The organism is Vreelandella venusta (genome assembly GCF_044809155.1).
Classification (GTDB): domain Bacteria; phylum Pseudomonadota; class Gammaproteobacteria; order Pseudomonadales; family Halomonadaceae; genus Vreelandella; species Vreelandella venusta_B.
Genome location: NZ_CP085241.1, coordinates 1,782,110 through 1,801,657, shown reverse-complemented (window position 1 = coordinate 1,801,657; position 19,548 = coordinate 1,782,110). Strand labels below are relative to the sequence as shown.

Annotated in this window: 16 protein-coding genes; 15 read left to right on the top strand and 1 reads right to left on the bottom strand. The window is 42.9% G+C overall.

What is annotated here, in order from left to right; all coding sequences use genetic code 11:
• Positions 1–30: 30 nt before the first annotated feature.
• The 13 genes from LG301_RS08530 (at position 31) to LG301_RS08470 (ending at position 16,962) form a co-directional block, all read left to right on the top strand.
• A complete protein-coding gene (locus tag LG301_RS08530; RefSeq protein WP_404475105.1) occupies positions 31–2,028 on the top strand; it encodes a polysaccharide biosynthesis protein in 1,998 nt (665 codons plus the stop codon).
• Between the two features lie 132 nt (positions 2,029–2,160).
• A complete protein-coding gene (locus tag LG301_RS08525) occupies positions 2,161–3,360 on the top strand; it encodes a hypothetical protein (RefSeq protein ID WP_404475103.1) in 1,200 nt (399 codons plus the stop codon).
• 48 nt (positions 3,361–3,408) lie between these two features.
• Entirely contained in the window at positions 3,409–4,491 is a 1,083-nt protein-coding gene (locus LG301_RS08520; protein ID WP_404475101.1) for an NAD-dependent epimerase, read from the top strand.
• A gap of 50 nt (positions 4,492–4,541) precedes the next feature.
• Positions 4,542–5,924 carry a UDP-glucose dehydrogenase family protein gene (locus tag LG301_RS08515; RefSeq protein ID WP_404475099.1) on the top strand — a complete coding sequence of 461 codons (1,383 nt, stop codon included), beginning with the start codon at positions 4,542–4,544 and terminating at the stop codon, positions 5,922–5,924.
• A gap of 95 nt (positions 5,925–6,019) precedes the next feature.
• Complete coding sequence (locus tag LG301_RS08510) at positions 6,020–6,643, top strand: sugar transferase (protein WP_404475097.1); 624 nt, start codon at positions 6,020–6,022, stop codon at positions 6,641–6,643.
• Entirely contained in the window at positions 6,636–7,703 is a 1,068-nt protein-coding gene (locus tag LG301_RS08505) for an ATP-grasp domain-containing protein (protein WP_404475096.1), read from the top strand. The genes LG301_RS08510 and LG301_RS08505 overlap by 8 nt, the downstream gene beginning before the upstream one ends.
• A gap of 1 nt (position 7,704) precedes the next feature.
• A complete protein-coding gene (locus LG301_RS08500) occupies positions 7,705–8,910 on the top strand; it encodes a DegT/DnrJ/EryC1/StrS family aminotransferase (protein WP_404475094.1) in 1,206 nt (401 codons plus the stop codon).
• Positions 8,911–9,111: 201 nt separating this feature from the next.
• Complete coding sequence (locus LG301_RS08495) at positions 9,112–10,320, top strand: glycosyltransferase family 4 protein (protein WP_404475093.1); 1,209 nt, start codon at positions 9,112–9,114, stop codon at positions 10,318–10,320.
• 213 nt (positions 10,321–10,533) lie between these two features.
• Entirely contained in the window at positions 10,534–11,448 is a 915-nt protein-coding gene (locus tag LG301_RS08490) for a phosphoribosyltransferase family protein (RefSeq protein WP_404475091.1), read from the top strand.
• A gap of 31 nt (positions 11,449–11,479) precedes the next feature.
• Positions 11,480–12,280 (top strand): glycosyltransferase, encoded by an 801-nt coding sequence (locus LG301_RS08485; protein WP_404475089.1) that lies wholly within the window; start codon positions 11,480–11,482, stop codon positions 12,278–12,280.
• Between the two features lie 252 nt (positions 12,281–12,532).
• Complete coding sequence (locus LG301_RS08480; RefSeq protein ID WP_404475087.1) at positions 12,533–13,534, top strand: glycosyltransferase family A protein; 1,002 nt, start codon at positions 12,533–12,535, stop codon at positions 13,532–13,534.
• A gap of 154 nt (positions 13,535–13,688) precedes the next feature.
• Positions 13,689–15,722 (top strand): acyltransferase family protein, encoded by a 2,034-nt coding sequence (locus tag LG301_RS08475; RefSeq protein WP_404475086.1) that lies wholly within the window; start codon positions 13,689–13,691, stop codon positions 15,720–15,722.
• 313 nt (positions 15,723–16,035) lie between these two features.
• Entirely contained in the window at positions 16,036–16,962 is a 927-nt protein-coding gene (locus LG301_RS08470) for a glycosyltransferase (protein ID WP_404475083.1), read from the top strand.
• Between the two features lie 212 nt (positions 16,963–17,174).
• Here LG301_RS08470 and mntR read toward each other — a convergent pair whose 3' ends face one another.
• Entirely contained in the window at positions 17,175–17,648 is a 474-nt protein-coding gene (gene mntR, locus LG301_RS08465; protein WP_404475081.1) for a manganese-binding transcriptional regulator MntR, read from the bottom strand.
• A gap of 153 nt (positions 17,649–17,801) precedes the next feature.
• Here mntR and LG301_RS08460 point away from each other — a divergent pair, with 153 nt between their 5' ends.
• Both LG301_RS08460 and LG301_RS08455 read left to right on the top strand, forming a co-directional pair.
• Entirely contained in the window at positions 17,802–18,716 is a 915-nt protein-coding gene (locus LG301_RS08460) for a metal ABC transporter substrate-binding protein (RefSeq protein WP_404475079.1), read from the top strand.
• The gene (locus LG301_RS08455; protein ID WP_404475077.1) at positions 18,717–19,547 is read left to right on the top strand and encodes a metal ABC transporter ATP-binding protein; all 831 of its coding nucleotides are present in this window, start codon (positions 18,717–18,719) and stop codon (positions 19,545–19,547) included. It begins immediately after the preceding gene.
• The last annotated feature ends 1 nt before the right edge of the window (position 19,548 follow it).

Sequence of the window (19,548 nt, the reverse complement as noted above, 5' to 3'; positions counted from 1 at the left end):
ATGCCTGCAAGGAATTATAAAGGGGAAAGTATGGCCAACGTGATGAAGTCGTTATTAATGACGCCTCGCTGGATAAAGCGCAGAGTCCTGGTAGGTCTGGATGGAGTGATTGTGGTTTGCAGTTTGCAACTGGCCGCTATGATCCATTTGGAAAGCCTGCAACCACTAAGCGACGGTTCACTTTGGATGGCGATCAGTTTGTTGGTGCCCATGAGCCTCTTACTTTTCCATTGGCTCGGGCTGTATCGCATGGTCATTCGCTACATGAGCCATGTCACTGTTCCAACCGTTGTCATGGTAGTGCTGTCATCAGCTTTGCTTGTGATACCCGCGAGCTACGTTGTGGAACACGCCATTGGCCCTTCTATTGTTGTCACTTACGCACTTCTCTTACTGTTAGGTATCGGTAGCTTACGATTTGTATTACGAGAGTTGTATCGCCGTAGCCAGCGCCGCCAGCGCAAACCCGTCGTCATCTATGGAGCAGGTGCCGCAGGATGTGAACTGGTCGCAGCATTGCGCCATGGCGGTGAGTATGAGCCAGTCGCCTTCGTCGACGACTGGCGCGGCCTTGAGGGAGCGATGGTAGAAGGCTTGCGGGTCCATCAACCGGTAGCGTTGGCTGCTTTAGTGCAGGAGTATCGCGCCGCGATGGTATTACTAGCAATCCCTAGTGCGCCCAGATGCCGCCGTCGCGAAATACTGCATTGGCTATCAGGACTCTCTGTGCCGCTTAAAACGATTCCTGGCAGTGCCGATGTGATCGCTGGACGGGCGAAAATCAGCGAACTTCATGATGTGGCGCTTGAGGATTTATTGGGAAGAGAGGCGGTGCCGGCTTTCCCAGAATTAATGCAGTCCAATATTTACGATAAGACAGTGATGGTAACCGGTGCGGGAGGCTCAATCGGCAGTGAACTATGTCGCCAGATACTTGCGCAGAACCCCCTCAGGCTATTACTAGTCGACAACTGTGAATATGCGCTTTATGCCATCGAGCAAGAGTTGAAGCAGCATATTGAAACGAGCCGTTCACGCTGCGAGCTGAAGCCGCTGCTTCTTTCAGTGCAGCATGCGGGGAGTCTAAAAGCGGTGTTTGAGAGCTTTGAAGTACATACCGTCTACCATGCTGCCGCCTACAAACATGTACCAATGGTAGAGTTTAATCTTGTACAAGGGGTAAGCAATAATGTTTTAGGCACCTTACACCTTGCACAAGCGGCCATGGCAGCGGGGGTGCAAACCTTTGTGGTCATCTCTACCGATAAAGCGGTGCGGCCGACAAATGCGATGGGGGCTTCTAAACGATTAACCGAACTCATCTGCCAAGCGTTTGCGCATGCCCAAACTAAAACGCGTTTCTGCATGGTGCGTTTTGGCAATGTTTTAGGTTCAAGCGGCTCTGTCGTTCCAGTGTTTCGCCAGCAGATCGAGCAAGGTGGCCCTATCAAAGTAACGCACCCGGATATCACCCGCTATTTTATGACCATTCCAGAAGCCGCTCAGCTGGTTATTCAAGCAGGCGCCATGGGCGAGGGGGGTGAGGTATTTGTGCTTGATATGGGTAAGCCGGTACGCATCTATGATTTGGCGATCAACATGGTTCGGCTCTCTGGGCTTGAAGTCAAAGATGCCCAGCACCCTGAAGGCGATATTGAAATCATCTTCTCTGGCCTACGTCCGGGGGAGAAGCTTTATGAAGAGTTACTGATTGGTGATGATGTGCGTAGGACGCGTCACGATCGCATCATGACATCAAAGGAGCGGTTCTGGGAGTGGCCAAGGCTCGAAGCCTTTCTAAAAGAACTAGAGCAGGCCTTTATAGAAACGGATCATTTACGTATCCGGCAACTTTTGCAGTCGGCGCCTTTGGATTACCACCCTCTGGATGAAATAGTGGATGTGGTATGGGAAGCCCGTCAAGCGGTACTTCCTCACCCTCAAGACCTACATCAAAATTCGCCTCACTTGTTATCTTCAACGCAGCGCACTGAACGCACGCTAAGCTCCGTTTCTAAAGAAAGCTGATACGCCTATCTAAAACGCAGTAGTACGCGGAGTCATTACCATGTTGATGGTAAGTGACGACATAGCTGTTGCTGTAAATCTTTACTTATTGTTTTAAATGTAAGCACTCTCTTTAGCTTAAGGGGAAAAGCTATGACTAATAAACACGACGATGCAGAGCAAAAGGAGTGGCTTTCAGGAGTTGCTGTTTTATTAATTGAAGAGCGTGGCGTGGAGTATCTGGATATTCTGCGAAGTTTGTTAGATCGCTATGGTTTTAATAGTTTGTGTGACTTGACTCTTCAAGAAAGCCAGAAGCAGGTGCTTTACCAACACACGGAAGACCCCAAACAGAAGCAAATAAATGATAAACCAGATAATAGCGGCGTACCGGTACACTTTTTAGTTGTACACGATGTTCACCCTGTACCTGAGCTAGCACCGTTGCCAGCGACGCTCGAGCCAATTGATAACGCTCGATTGCTGACGGTTAAGCAAAAATTCACCCATAAGGTTAATTATGGGGTCAGTAAACAAGAGCAGTGCAACCCGATACACGTGACGTGTAATGCAATAGAGATACTTCATTATCTTAATAAAGTGGTGCCTCAGCAGGTGGATAGCATACGCCAAGAAGCTCGGGATTATAACGCGGCGTTCCGAACGCCTTATCCGGTTTTGGCCGACCTGAGTAAGCAAGTGTGCAGAGCTAAGGTCGAGCTAGTCGATTTTCACGGTAGGGAAGCCATTTGCAAAACCTTTCGCCCAGGACGTGAGCGCTATCTAGAGCGTGAAGTAAGGGCACGTGAGTTAGGTGCATCGCTGCCTGAAGTGTCACGGTTACTAGAAATAGGCCCTCATTACCTTGTGTTTGAGCGTTACGCTAATCGTATGGAGCGCATTCTCGCACCGCGTGCACCTTTTGCACCCCATGGGTTGCTGCCAATTTGGACGATTGAACGCGTAAGGGCCGTCATCCTGCATTACAGGCGTCTCGGCTATGAGTGTATCGATCTCAATCCGCAAGATCTTATTTATGATCCTTGCCAGGGACTCAAAATTATCGATTTCGAATTTTTACAGCCTGGCTCTGACGATATAGAAACGTTGAAAGGCAACTATGTTTGGTACGACGTGCCTACTCGCTTTAAAGGCGACTTACCTCTTGCCACTCAAAAAAGCTCTTATAGTAAACGTTGGTTTCCATATACTGGCCTGCCTCGATACTTATGCTTAAACGAACTTCCAAGACCCGTACTGGCGATGGTGCGATCAATGTCGCTGGTGCCGTTAACATTGGTTGGTTTAAGACGTGTAAGTTGGCATCACATCCAGCGTCTTGTTCGCCACTAAATACTTTCATTTCCAATGGCCTTAGTTGTATCGGCATGGAGTCACTGTATGAAGATCTTAGTTACCGGTCATGCTGGTTTTATTGGCTTTCACACGGCGAAGCGGCTTTTAGAGCGTGGGGATAGTGTAGTAGGTATTGATAGCGTCAATAGTTATTACGACCCCATTCTTAAAGAAGAGCGCCTAAAGATACTTGCACAGACCGCTGCAGGGACAAGTGGTCAATACATGTCTATTCGCGCTAATTTGGCGGATCAAGCATCTGTAGCACAATGTTTTGATGGGCACTGTTTTGACAGAGTTATACATTTAGCTGCTCAAGCAGGTGTACGTTATTCGCTGGAGAACCCACTTAGTTACGTAGAAAGCAACCTAATAGGCTTTACAAATATATTGGAAGCTTGCCGTTACGCCGCAGTCGCACACCTAACGTATGCTAGTACCAGCAGTGTATATGGAGCTAACACGCGAATGCCATTCTCTGAACATGAAGGGGCTAATCATCCATTGCAATTTTATGCAGCTACCAAGAAAGCCAACGAGATGATGGCTCATAGCTATAGTCACCTATTCGGGCTACCTACCACTGGGCTGCGGTTTTTTACCGTGTATGGGCCCTGGGGACGTCCAGACATGGCACTGTTCAAGTTTACAAAGAAAATTTTAGCCGATGAACCCATTCAAATATTTAACTACGGACGGCATACGCGCGATTTTACGTACGTAGACGATATCGTAGAAGGGATTATTCGTGCGAGTGATGATATTGCAGTCTCCGAACGTAACTGGAATAGCGATTCTCCAGATCCCGCTACCAGTAATGCCCCGTATCGAATTTTTAACATTGGCAATAACGACCCCGTCAGCATTGGCGCTTATATCGATGCGATTGAAAAAGCGTTAGGTAAAAAAGCCATTAAAGAACTTATGCCCCTGCAGCCAGGGGATGCCCTTGATACTTATGCAGACTCAGAAGAGCTAGAAAAAAAAGTTGGCTACAAGCCATCAACACCGTTTTCGAAAGGTGTTGAGAATTTCGTTAATTGGTATCGGGATTATTACGAACTAAATAAAATACCATCAAATGACTCCACTGTTGTCGAAAATAAAACGCCCAGCCCCGCCAAGTAAATAACCTTATTTCTCTTCTTTTAATACAACATACTTAGCAGGAAGACTCCATGAACGTAACAGTTTTCGGAACGGGCTATGTCGGCCTAGTACAAGGCGCCATTTTAGCTGAAGTTGGCCATCATGTCGTTTGTGTTGATGTAGATACCGATAAAATTGAGCGGCTTAAATTGGGGATTATACCAATTTTCGAGCCAGGCTTAGAGGCTTTAGTAAAAGAAAACTACGCTGCCGCGAGGCTAGAATTTACCACTGATGCGATTGCTGCAATCCATCACGCGCAGGTCCAGTTTATTGCTGTGGGAACTCCCCCAGATGAGGATGGTAGCGCTGATCTTAGGTATGTACTCGCCGTTGCGGCTACTATCGGCGAACACATGGAACGTGATCAGATTATTATCAATAAATCGACCGTGCCGGTTGGCAGCGCCGATAACGTGCGTGCTGAAGTGGAGAAAGTATTAGCAAAGCGTGGCCGAAGCGATATTCACTTTGATGTTGTTTCAAACCCAGAGTTTCTAAAGGAAGGCAGCGCAGTCTCAGATTGCCAGAAGCCAGATCGAATTATCATCGGTACCGATAGTGACACTACCGTAGAGGTGATGCGCGAGCTTTATGCACCCTTCAATCGCAATCGTGACAAAATCATTGTAATGGATGTAAAAAGTGCCGAGCTGACTAAATATGCCGCTAACTGCATGCTAGCTACCAAAATTAGCTTTATGAATGAGATGGCTAATCTAGCTGAGCGTCTGGGTGCTGATATTGAAGCTGTACGACAAGGAATTGGATCAGACCCCCGTATTGGCTATCACTTTATTTATCCTGGAGTAGGTTACGGAGGCTCTTGTTTTCCTAAAGATTTACAGGCGCTGATTCGCGCCTCAGACGCTATTAATTTCGATGCCAAGGTGCTTAAAGCGGTTGAATTGCGCAATAAGGAGCAAAAAGCAACGCTGTTTGAGAAAATAAATGAACATTTCAACGGAAACTTGCAAGGTAAAGTATTCGCCATTTGGGGACTTTCGTTTAAACCGAATACTGACGATATGCGTGATGCTCCGAGTCGTGTGCTCATGGAAGCACTTTGGGAAGCAGGCGCGAATGTTCAAGCGTATGATCCAGAAGCCATGGAAGAGGCACAACGACTTTACGGTACACATGAACAATTAATTCTTTGTGGAACTAAAGAAGCAGCGCTTAAAAATACACATGCACTAATTATTGTTACGGAATGGCAGAATTTTCGAGCACCTGATTTTGAACTCATCAAAAGTCAGCTTTACGAACCAACGATCTTTGATGGACGTAATCTTTATGATCCTCAACGAATGTTGTCAAAAGGCTTCACCTATTACTCAGTAGGAAGAGCAAAACCGCTATTGCTGGCCAGTGGTTCAGTAGCGAAACACCACGAGTTAATGCATGGGTAGCTTAAGCTAAATAATTTTTGAGAATGAATTGTTAATAATAAAGTTATAAGCCGATGGCTAGTCAATTTGAATATCAGTTTTTAAAGGGGCGATCTATGCTTAAACGACAAATTGACATAGTAGTATCGATGCTCGGATTGATACTGCTTTCACCTATTATGATTATAATAGCAATCATGGTTCGATATAAACTGGGATCTCCTGTGCTGTTTCGTCAATACCGACCTGGATTAAATGGCCAACCATTTGAGATTTTTAAGTTTCGTTCCATGCTAGATACTCATAATGAGAACGGAGAAGAACTATCTGAAAAAGATCGTCTAACACCCTTTGGGAGACGCTTGCGTAGTACTAGCCTTGATGAGCTACCTGAATTATGGAACGTATTAAAAGGTGAAATGAGTTTAGTAGGCCCAAGGCCCCTGCTAATGGAGTATTTGCCTCACTATAATGCCTACGAAGCAAGACGACATGAGATGCGACCAGGGATAACAGGCTGGGCTCAGGTGAATGGCCGTAATGCAATATCTTGGGAAAAAAAGTTCGATTACGATATTTGGTACGTAGATAGCCAAACGTTTTTATTGGATATGAAGATACTTTTTTTAACGATTAAGAAAGTATTGGTGAGAGAGGGCGTTAGCTATTCTAGTGAAGTGGCTATGCCTAATTTTAAAGTATCAAAACTGCATAAAGATAAAGGTGGGAAAAATGGTTAATAAAAAAAATATCCTGGTCACTGGAGTCGGTGGGCCAACACCTCGCAGTTTTGTCAGGTCAGTGATTGACTCAGGAAATAATGACTATAATTTTATTGGCGTAGACGCTAACCCATTGGCAATAGGGCTTTATGATAGTGCATCCTATAGCAACACGTATTTGGTTCCTAAAGCAGATGATGAACGATATTGGGCTGAAGTTGCTAAAATAATCGATAATCATCAAATTGAATTTGCCGTTGTATTGCCAGAAGTTGAGGTTGTGGCTTGGGCCAAGCGCAACGAACAGGAAGGTCTTCCCTGTAAAGCATTCATTTCTGACTTGCTTGCCACTGAAGCTCTGGTCGATAAGAAAAAAATTCATGAACTACTGGAGAATAAGTCCTATATACCCCGTTATTGTACCTTCTTAAATGATAAAAAACCGAAAGAGCTTCCATTAGATTATCCGTTTTGGGTGCGTGGTACCGTTGGTTCAAGTGGTTTGGGTTCACTGAAGATTAACAGTGATAAAGAGTTGGAAGAGTGGATGCGTATCAATCCTCGCATTAAAGAGTTTATTGCTTCTGAGTTTCTGCCCGGTAGAAACCTAGCCTGTAAGGTTATCTATAAGGATGGGAAGATACTTCGCTCTGCATGTGCTGAGAGAGTTACATACATTATGTCAAAAGTAGCACCGTCTGGAATAACGGGGAATACGTCCTTTGGTAGAATGATTAATGATAAAAAGCTTGTAGAAATTGCTGATAACGCCATTGGCTCAATTTTTAATTTATTTAAAACAATGGCTAACGGTGTTTTTACAGTAGACTTTAAAGAAAATTCTCAAGGTCAACCTATGATCACAGAGATAAACGTTCGCTTTGTTGCGTTTATTTCTTCGATGGCTAAGGCGGGTGCTAATTTACCATTAGACTACCTGGAAGCAAACCTTAAACCTAAAAGCTTCTCTTATACTTACCAGCATTATGAGTTTTTGGAAGGCACGATATTTCTCAGAGACGTTGATGAGAAACCCGTGGTTATGAATGAGAAAGACTTATTGGCTATGGGGTCTTAATATGCTTAATGGACCATTTTCCCCTTGGCCTTCTTTTACCCAGGAAGAAGCTCAAGCGGTGCAGAATGTATTGCTTTCCAATAAGGTTAACTACTGGACCGGTACTGAATGCGTTGAGTTTGAAAAAGAGTTTGCTCAGTTTGCTGGGACTGAGCATGCCATTGCCTTAGCTAACGGAACAAACGCACTAGACTTAGCATTAAAGGGCCTAGGGATTGGTGAAAAAGATAACGAAGAAGTGATTGTTACTTCTCGAACCTTTGTCGCATCAGCGTCGTGCATTGCCAATGCCGGTGCCGTCGCCGTTTTCGCAGACGTTGATCGTGATTCACAAAATATTACCGCGGCCACAGTAGCTGAAAAGATTACACCACGCACTCGTGCCATTATCGCCGTTCATTTAGCGGGTTGGCCGTGTGAAATGGAAGCGCTAATGGCATTGGCAGAGCAGCACGGGCTTTATGTGATAGAAGATTGTGCCCAGGCACATGGTGCTCGTTACCAGGGCAAAAGCGTGGGGAGCATTGGCCACGTGGGATGTTGGTCGTTTTGCCAGGATAAGATTATGACGACCGGTGGTGAAGGGGGCATGGTTACCACTAATGATCCTACACTTTGGAAAAAAATGTGGGCTTATAAAGATCACGGCAAGAGCTGGGACGCTGTCCATGTGCATGAGCATCCGCCGGGCTTTCGTTGGTTACACGATACCTTTGGTACCAACTGGCGCATGACCGAAATGCAGGCCGCTATCGGTCGTATACAGCTTAAACGTATGCCCGAATGGCGCGCGATTCGTCAGGCGAATGCCCAACGTATTTGGCAAGCCGCGATTGATTGTCCAGGATTGCGGGTTCCATCGTTATCGCCAGAGGCATCTATCAATAACGCAAATGGCGATTCTCAACATGGCGCTTATAAATGCTACGTGTTTATTGAGCCGCAACAGCTAGCCGCTGGCTGGGACCGAGATCGAATTTTGAATGAAATTAATAAGCGTGGTGTACCTTGTTTCCCAGGTAGTTGCTCTGAAGTATATCGCGAAAAAGCCTTTGTGAGTGCCGGCTGGCAGCCCCCAATCAGTCTGCCTGTTGCCAGAGAGCTTGGCCAAACCAGTCTGATGTTTTTATGCCATCCGACACTGACTAACTACGAAATTGATAAAACCTGCCAAGTGCTCCAAGAAGTGATGAAGGAAAGCACTTAAGACAAGCACTTAAGAAAATTACTTAAGAAAAGTACTTAAGAAAAGTACTTAAGAAAAGTACTTAAGAAAAGTACTAACACCGCTTTCTAGCACAGTGGCTACTTAGAGCTATCCCTTCCCATTAAGACTCATTTTAATAGTGAACGCCAAGTGTGAAGCACACCGCTGTAGTGTGGCTTGGTGGTTTGTTGAGGAGTACTCATGAATTCTAAGGATTCAACACCGAAACGCCGATTTTTGTTGATATCGGGTACAAGCTACTCGTTAGTGAACTTTCGAGGACCGTTGGTGCAGGCGCTGATTAATACAGGATTAGAAGTGCATACAGCTGCCCCCGGGCTTTTTGAGGATACAAAGACTCGACAGCAGCTTGAAGCTTGGGGCGCTATTACCCACGATTACCCAATACAGAGAACGGGGATAAATCCGGTAAAAGATATTTGGACAATGTGGGCACTCTATCGGCTGATGCGTAACGTTCGCCCTGATATAGTCCTTGGATACACCATAAAACCAGTTGTTTACGGCCTTTTAGCCGCTTGGCTAGCTAGTGTTCCCCAGCGTTATGCGCTCATTACAGGTCTTGGTTATGCCTTTGCAAGCCAGGCTAGCGGTAAGCGAGCCTTTATATTTCAATTAGTGCGTCGGCTTTATTCCGTTGCGCTCGGCAAAGCAGATAACGTTTTTTTTCAGAACCCTGACGATGAAGCTCTTTTCCGTGAACTTGGCATACTGCGCCAGGAAGTGCCGTCGCAAGTGCTTAACGGCTCTGGGGTAGATATGGCGCATTTCACAGTAGCCTCCTTACCTCCAGGTCCACCACGCTTTTTGTTGATTGCACGTCTATTAGGCGACAAAGGAGTGCGTCAATATGCGGATGCTGCACGCCGTATTAAGCAGCGTCATCCCGGCGTAGTATTTCAATTGGCTGGTAACATCGATAGTAATCCTGATTCAATTACTCAAAAAGAACTGGATATCTGGGTAGCAGAAGGATTTATTCAGTACCTAGGTTGGCTCGATGATGTGAGGTCAGCAATTGCTAATTGCAGCGTTTACGTGCTTCCCAGCTATTATCGAGAAGGTACCCCGCGTTCAGTATTAGAAGCAATGGCAATGGGCCGCGCAGTGATCACAACTGATGCGCCAGGCTGTAGAGAAACAGTGATTGATGGAGATAATGGCTATTTAATACCAATACGAAACGTCGAAGCGCTTGTTGAGGCCATGCAGAAATTTATTGATAGCCCTGCGCAACTGCAAGAAATGGGGCAGCGTTCTTATGAAATAGCCAAAAATAGATACGATGTTCACAAGGTAAATATGGTCATGCTTAAAGTAATGGGAGTAGTTAACTCAAAGGATAGTGAGTTTTTAAAAAATAGGGCTGAAAAAGTTGCTGTAAACTAAACAATAATAATTAATAAAATATTTTTAATATTAAACTTAAGGTCGGTATCAATAAGCCTGCGATATTTTTTTGTAATTATAAGTCATGTGCTTTAAAGATATTAATTAATCATCAAGCTCAAGTTAAAACCATCAAAATAAAAATATATTTTTTGCTGATTGCGTTTAATAAGTATTTGTCAAGAATATGAATTGCACTCATGGGGGTTGTAAATGAAAATAACATTTAAGTCATATGGCGATCTAGGAAGGGACATCACGAAAAATTTTATAAAGTTTTCAGGCGACTGGGACTTGGTTGTTGGTATACCTAGAAGTGGAATGGTACCCGCGTATATGATTGCGCTCGCACTGAATGTCGATTGTACAGATATTTCATCTTGGTTGAAAAATTATCCGCTTAAAAGAGGAATCACTCGTAGTACAAGAAAAAAATTAAAATTTCCTTGGGAAGCAAAAAAGGTTTTAATTGTTGACGATAGTATAATGTCTGGTAACTCTTTAAAAAGTGAAATAGAGGCGCTTCCTACCTGGCTTTCATCTCGGGCATCAACACTGGCTGTGTACTCTAGCAAACCATTTAGAAAAGATGTAGATATTTTTCTAGAGTTTGTTCCCCACCCACGAGCGTTTGAATGGAATATTTTCCACCATAAGGTTATAAGTAGATCTTGTATCAGTTTAGAGGGAATGTTAAAGAAAGGAGTAGCGGATAAAAATATGACCGCTGAATTTCGGTTTATACCTTCCGGTATAATTAATACAATTGTTGCTTTTCAAAATAAAGAAAAACGAAAAGAAGTTGAATCAATTTTGGAAGAAAGTGGTATCAAATATCGTGATCTTGTTATGCCTAATAATGAAGTTAATGGTGCAAGCTTAGATGATATTATTAAGTTTAAAGTAGAGTCTTTTACAGCCTCAGATGCAGAAATGTTCATCGAAAATGACTCTTATCAAGCCAAGGTGTTATGTCGAGAAGTTAAAAAACCTGTTTTTTGTTTAAGTGATAGCTATATGTATAATCCCGATGATGAGTTCACTGCTCGCTTTTTTAAAAATAAAATGAAATTTATTATATGGAAGTTGATCAACAGCAAAGATCGAAAGCAGGGGTTTTTCTTTTAGTGACTATTTTTGAGCTTTCTGGAGGTGTCTGATGGATCAGTTTGAAATTTCTGTCATTATGACCGTTAAAAATGGCGGAAAATTTTTGGAAGCCAGCCTAAATTCAGTTTTCTCACAGACATATCTGCCCAAGGAGGTTGTCGTAGTCAACGATGGGTCTGAAGATAATACATGGGATGAACTCATCAGGCTGCGTAATATAGCTCCCATACCAGTTCATTTAGTAGATACGCAGGGAATCGGCCGTTCGAAGGCGCTGAATCTTGCTGTATGCCATGCTAATCATCATTGGATAGCTAATATTGATGCAGATGACATGTGGCTGCCTGAAAAGTTACAAAAACAAGCTAAGGCAATTGATTTATATCAAGATGCAGAGCTGGTTGTCACTGCTAGTCAGGCTGTTTATGGATGTGGAGAGGGTAGCTTTAAGGCGAAGGGAGCTTTTACCGTTACTCCGATGCCGCGTGAATTTTTTTATATGCGCAACCCAATTAATCACAGCTCTATTGTTTTTTCTCGACGACTCTTTGATAACCTGGGCGGATACGATGAAACATTGACCAGGCAGGTAGATATTGATTTATGGATACGAGCCCTTAAAAACGGCAATATATTTTACCGGGTAGATTTGCCACTGACTGTCAAGCGACTTCACGATGGCCAGAGCTTTGAAGTAGGTAATCGGTTGGGGTATACGTTTAACTCCTTTAAGATAAGTTTGAAAAAATTGTGGCAGCTTAATGCCCCTTTCTATTATTTCCCTATTCCTTTCTTAAGATTTTTCTACAATAATTTACCAAGAGGTGTTAGGCGTTATTTGATAAAATAGGAAATATAAAATCCTGCTAGTATCCTAAGAGTTTCTCACCCATTAATATTTATATATGAATTAATGACGGGGAATGAAGATGCACTATAAATCTTATGGTGATTTAAGTAAGGGTATCAATGCGTATTTGTTTTAAAAAAAGGTGCTTGATGAGAAAGTGGATTGTTATTTTTATTCTAAAATAAGTTAAAGTTGATTTTAAAGTTAAATTAATTTTTGTTAATTTTTAAAATATAATCAATACAATATTCTATGAGTATTTATAATATAATTATTTTTGAAGCATGTAAGGATTATGTTTCTTTGGTGCATTATAAAAAACAGGGGTATTTATATATGCTTTTTTCAGTGATAGTGCCAGTACACAACAAAGCGTCGACCCTGCTAGACTCGCTCTCATGTCTATATGAACAAACGTTTACTAATTTTGAAATTATAGTCGTTGATGATGCTTCAACGGATGGGTCGCTTGATATTTTACTGGATGAAGAGCGCAAGGGTAAAATACGATTGTATCAACGAGATAAACCAGGGCCAGGTGGATACGCAGCTAGAAATTATGGCGCCCAAAATGCAACTTCTAACTGGTTGGTTTTTTTTGATGCAGATGATCTTCTTGTTAAAGATCATCTTTCGAAATTTGAGGCTGCCATAGCTAAAAACTCTACCATTGAACTGTTTGTTAATGCCTTTCAAAAAATGAAAGGGGATCGACTTATCCCACAAAGCGATACTTTAAAAAGTGGGGTTTTTAGTCGTAAAGACGCGTTAGCTGCTTTTGCACGATCTGATTTCATCCATATGAATGGCGCCTGTATACAGCGTGATCGATTCTTCGCATTGGGTGGTTTTCCTGCGGGTCAATACCAGCGTGCAGGGGATGTTTATTTTTGGTTAAAAGCGCTTTGTTGTCTCAAAATGATTCATTACGACTCTACCGTTACAAGTTTGTGGCTATTAGATAATAGTGGTGTTGTGAGTAATAAAAATAATATCACTCACATACATCCCTGTTTTGACTTAAAAAAAGAGTATGAGATTGAGCTGTCTTGGTATGAAAAACGTTATTTCAGAGCTTCAATAAATCGTAAGATACTTGCGTGGGCTGTCGAGAAAAAGAAAGTCGGAAGGTCGATTACAAAGGACGTTAATGCATTAATGTTATCTAGTATGCAACCTCGTCAATGGCTCACCTTAGCCTCGCTATCTATACCCCAGCCATATTATGAGCAATTACGGGAAAAGTTTTTATAAGTTTGTAGTGATTATTTATAGCTTGTATGAAAAGAATTTATTTTCTGCATTATGTGTGCCTGAAAAGTATAGTCTTTTGTCTGATTTAAAGATTTTTTATTTTAAGTAGTGCGGCTCCCTAAAAATGGATTTTATAATGATCAAGGAGGATGCTATGAATAATATCTTTGATGTTTATGCTGCCAATAATAAATATCGCTACGATATTCAAGGGATTCGTGCTGTTGGGGCAATGCTCGTACTGATTTTTCATATCTGGTTTCAGAAAGTATCGGGTGGTGTCGATGTGTTTTTTGTTGTATCCGGTTACTTGATGACGGGCATATTGCTTCGTCAATATGCCAAAGATAATAAATTAAAAGTTCTACAGTTTTGGGCGAGCATTGTCAAAAGAGTAACGCCTTCTGCCTACGTGGTATTGATATCAACACTAATTCTCAGCTATTTTTTTATTTCTCCGGTTTATTGGATTGCCACGATTCATGAGTTTATTTTTAGTGCAGGGCATTTAGAAAACATATTGTTGATGAGGAGAGAAGTTGACTACTTACAAAGTGGAGATCCTGTAAGTCCCTTTCAACAGTATTGGGCGTTATCAATTCAGGTTCAGTTCTATGCTTTTTTGCCTTTCTTGATGGCGCCCTTGCTATACATATCAAGTAAAATGAGGTCGCTGTCGCCTCTAGTTTTTGGCGTTTTTGTAGTCATATCTGCTTCTTTTATTTATTCAATTATCTCTACAATAATGACGCCTAGTACGGCCTATTTTAATCCTTTAGGTAGGGTTTGGGAGTTTTTGTCTGGTTCTATGGTTGCTATAATGTTGCCGCATTTAAAGTTACGAAAAGGTCTTTCTGTTATTTTTTCTTTAGTAGGCTTTGTGTTGCTTATAAGTGTTGGTGTTGTAATTCCTAGGGATTGGAATTTTCCAGGCTATATTGCACTACTACCAGTTTTTGCTGCTATTTTTTTGATTGTTTCAGGTAACGTGATTGAACATAAATCGATAGTCAATGTACTGCTAACTAATAAGTATCTTGTTATGCTCGGTGCTATGTCTTTCACTATCTACCTTTGGCATTGGCCAATATTAGTATTTTTTCAAAATTATTATGAGACTGTAGATTTAGGGTTTTTAAAAGGAGCCATTGTTGTTTTTTTAGGAATAATACTTGCTATTATAACTACGACATTAGTTGAGCGCCCGTTTAGAAAAATACCTAAGAATAAAACCTGGCTCGCCTTTGCCACTGGTTTTATTTTTTTTATTCCTTCCGTGACACTTGGGCTAAGCGTAAAGTATTATTTTGAAAATCTTCACGATGTAGATCCAGCGTTTAGTGATAGTTTTTTTTATGGTTCAAGTGTTTACATGCAAGATGATGCGACTGAACTTGATTATCGCTATGTTACCGCTGTTTCAAAAGATTTAAGCGAGGCTATGGAGAAAGAAAATAAATGTGCTACAGAAAGTACCGACTCCGATATTATACTCTGTGAATTTGGAGATACTTCTGCGGAAAATATTATTGCTTTAGTAGGGGGTTCGCATGTTGGCCAATGGGAGCCTTTTTTTACAAGCTTAGCTGATGAGCATGGTTTTAAAGTGATAACTATATTAAAGCACTCTTGCTCGTTAGGTTATAGAATTGTAGAGGATAATCATACCTGTGATGATTGGAATGAAAATATAGTGGAATATTTAAGTGAGCTAAGCCCCGACGTTGTTGTAACAAACTCAACCAGGTCTAACCGATTACGTAAGAACAGATTGGTTCGTAACGACCCGATTGAGTATGTGCCTGCTGGATATGTTGAAAAATGGCAGGAAATAACTGCTCTAGGTATTCCCGTCATTGGTATTAGGGACAATCCTTGGTTCGAAAGTGATCCCAGCTATTGCGTATGGAAAAATCGTGAGGAAGCGAGTCATTGTGCCCGACCCGTTGGCGAGGTTTTGCTGTCTCAAAATCCTGCTGATGAGTATGTAGGCGATATTGCCTTATTCATATCTGTAGATTTTACTGAAATGATGTGTGATGAGGGCTTGTGCCCAGCATACTTTGATGGAAGATTGATGTGGTCAGACACTCATCACCTGACGCGTACTTATTTAGAGTATATTATCCCTAGTTTAAAAGAATCGCTTGAGCAACAAACTCTGTTTTTTCATAACTTTGAGGAATAAAGAGGTTGTTACTTAGTTTGCCTGATTTCACCTGCTTCAGCAGTGCTAAAAGTAAGTGTTAGGATCACTAGTAATAAAGATTTACTTCAGAATTAGTTTATGATGGTGGAGAGTGTTATTGTTTAGAAATTATAAGTATATATTCCTTTATTAAGGAACTATATGTTTGGCGAAGTCTCTTAGAGGCTGATAACTGAATTAAGTAACAGCAGATATTTTAGTTTTGTTAAGATTCTAATGTTGAAATTAGTCTTTCGCTCTAGGTTTTACAGCCGCAGCAGATTGTTAACATTGAGATGTTTGGTGATCAAAAATGTCATTTTTAGAAAAAAATATGGAGTGTAGTAATTTAATTGTAGATGATAGGCTGATAAAGCGTATCAGCTACCCGAGGGTGTCAGTAATTGTGCCTACCTATTACGATTGGGAGCGGTTGCAAAATTGTGTTGAAGCGTTAAAAAATCAGTCATTTTCTCAAGATGAATTTGAAGTAATTATTGTAAATAATGCCTTAGGTGATACAACGCCTCAAGGTTTTACCTTGCCTGAAAACTTTCACATGATATCCGAGCACAAACCAGGCTCTTATGCAGCTAGAAATGCTGCTTTGAAAATTGCACAAGGTGAAATATTCGCTTTTACTGATTCCGACTGCATTCCTGATCCTTTTTGGCTTGAGTCAGCGGTTGCACGACTTGATCAAGGGGCAGAACTTGTGGCTGGAAAGATAGAGCTATTTTTTAAAACGGAGAAGCTGACTATTGTTGAAATCTATGAAAAAGCGTTTGCTTTTGATCAGGAAAAATACGCTAAAGAGGGTGGTTCAGCAACAGCAAATATGGTTACTTGGTCCAGGCATTTTGAAACCGTTGGACATTTTAATGATGCCCTTATGTCTGGTGGTGATGTCGAATGGGGAAGGCGAGCTAACGATAAAGGAATAGCTGTGGAGTATGCATCTGATGTAATAGTAAATCACCCAGCCCGTTATGATATAAAAGCTATGCTGAAGAAAAAAAGACGTGTTCTTGGTGGTCAAGTGAATAAAGAAAATAATTTGTTTTTAATACTGATTAAAGGATGTCTACCTCCACGTGCGGCTCTAAAGCTATTTCTTCAAAAAGAAATAACTTTTAAAGAAAAGTGCCTGGCCTATCTGCTTTGTTATTATTTTAAGTTGTATTCCACGGTTTACAGATTAGCTTTGGTATTAGGGTTGAAGAAGCCAGAAAGATCGTAGCTAAAGGAGAGATTGTTATTCTGTTCTAATCTTTATTTATACCAATATCTATAAGATATGATGCCTAGGACAAAATTTTTTAAAGTTTTGTCCTAGGCATTTTTTTTAAAATTGAAGTGTTCTCTTACTACGTTTTATTGATAATGCTAACGATTAATTTTTTATGAATGTTAGGAAGTAAAAAACAGCACCTGCTGGGCCATTACAGAGAACTATGTGTTCTGTTGTTTAGTGAAGCGCTTCATAATAGTGAGGGTTTCATCGCTCACATGGTGTTCCATGCCTTCTGCGTCAATACGGGCTGTGCCGTCATTAACGCCTAGTGCACGTAGGAAGTTGAGCACTACATCGTGTCTCGCCCGAGAGGTTTTCGCCATTTTCTCACCTTCCTCTGTTAAGAAAAGAGAACGGTAGGGTTTATTGGTGACCAAGCCTTGGTCATTTAAGCGACGAATCATTTTGGAGACCGTCGCTTGGCTTACAGCCATACGAGCGGCAATGTCAGCTGCTCTTGCTTCTCCGCGATGCCTGATAAGGTCGCCAATCAGCTCAACATAGTCTTCAATCAGCTCGGTTTCATGCGCATTGCGCACAGTCTCATATTGCTGCGCGTGCTGCTCCACGGGTGGGAGAGCATCATTGCTGAGACTGTTTGTAGACGATCGCCGCTGTTGGGAGTCACTCATTGGCAAATATTATCAAGGTTAGTGGAAACGTTAATTGGTGATGGTAGCGTATTTTTGTGGATAATTGTTAGCCAAGGCTAAACTATTTGCACAAAGCTTTTTCGGTGCGCTACAGTGGTTAGCAACCAGATATTAGCATAGTGGAGATCGATGATGAGCAAGCTACACATGGGAATCTTGCTGGGCGTGTCGCTGGCCTGGGGTAGTGCTAATGCTGAGGTCAATGAGCTACATGAGCCACCCATCAATGTTGCTGTCACATTTTCTGTACTAGGCGATTTAGTGAAAAAAGTGGCGGGTGATGATGCGCGTGTATCTGTATTAACACCTGTAAACGCTGAAGTGCATGAATGGGAACTTTCCCCCGATAATTTTGCTGCGCTTGAAGATGCCGATTTAGTTTTTTACAACGGCTACCAATTGGAGCAGTGGATGCGCCAAGTAGAGGCGACCGTTGAAGAAAATGTACCTATGATTGCCGTAGCGGAAGCATCCGGTTTTCCAACGCAGTCTATTGTCACAGGTGAAATGGAAGGGGATATAGATCCTCATTTATGGATGGACCCCCGCGCTGCTGCTGCTTATGTACACGTAATCGCCAGTGCTATTGAGGAACTTTTGCCGCAGCAGGCGGAACAGATTCAGCAGCGAGCGTTATCCCTAGAAGAACAGCTGCACGATTTGCATGTGGAGTTGCAAGCGGCGTTAGAGGGCATTCCTGAAGAGCGCAGAGTCCTGCTTTCCAGTGAAGCGGCGTTTCTTTATTTTGCCGACGCTTATCAGTTTGAGCATGATGGTATCTGGGGAACAAACGCAGAAACCGAAGGATCGCCAAGGCAGCTTATGCGCGTGATCGATATGATTAACGAGCGTCAGCCGTCAGCGTTATTTTGGGAAAGCACTATTTCTGATCGTCATGTAACCAGCATTGCGCGAGACACAGGCTTGCAAGTGGCAGGACCGCTCTACGTTGACTCACTGAGTGAGCCGACGGGTGAGGCCGCTGACTATTTTGCAATGCAACGCCATAACGTAGCGCTGTTGCGTCACTATCTAGCGGCTGAGTAAATGACTATGACGCCCCGGTCTGACAGCGCTGTAACGGCGATTGGTATTAGAGGGCTGTATGCTGCCTATCATCGCCAGCCCGTGCTGGAAAATATTAACCTTTCGCTCCCTACTGGAAAGTGGACGGCGATCGTTGGCCCCAATGGTGCTGGTAAGTCGACACTTTTCCATGTGTTGACCGGCAGCATGAAGCCGCTACGAGGTCGAGTAGATGCGTTTGGTGAGCCGATTGCCTTTCATCGAAAAGCGGGCAATATCGCCTACATGGCTCAGCGAGAAGCGATTGAGTGGGATTTTCCCATTTCAGTATGGGAAACCGTGATGGGCGGTCGTTACGGGCACATGCGCAACGACGCTCTTTGGCGACGTCTGCTCCCGGCACGCTGGTATGCGCCTGTGCATCGTGAGGTCGTTCATAACGCGCTAGAGGATGTGAATATGCTAGCGCTGGCCGATCGGCCTATCGGAGCGCTTTCAGGTGGTCAAAAAAAGCGCGTGCTTCTCGCTCGTACTCTGGCCCAGCAGGCCAAAATTCTGTTGTTAGATGAGCCGTTAGCAGGCGTGGATCCCCCTAGTGAACAGCTCATCCTAGATGTCCTAAAACGCGAGCGCGAGGCAGGACGTACGGTCATTATGGTGACGCATGACATGCCCGGTGCGCGCCGCAATGTTGACCATGTGGTGTTAATCAACCGTGTTGTACGCGGTTCGGGTAAACCCGAAGATATGCTTAGCGACGCTAGATTAGCTGAACTTGCAGTCAGCTCCGGCGAGCTACTGAGTGACGATCAAGCGCTGCGCTCGAGAGCTATTTCAGCCACGCAAGGATAAG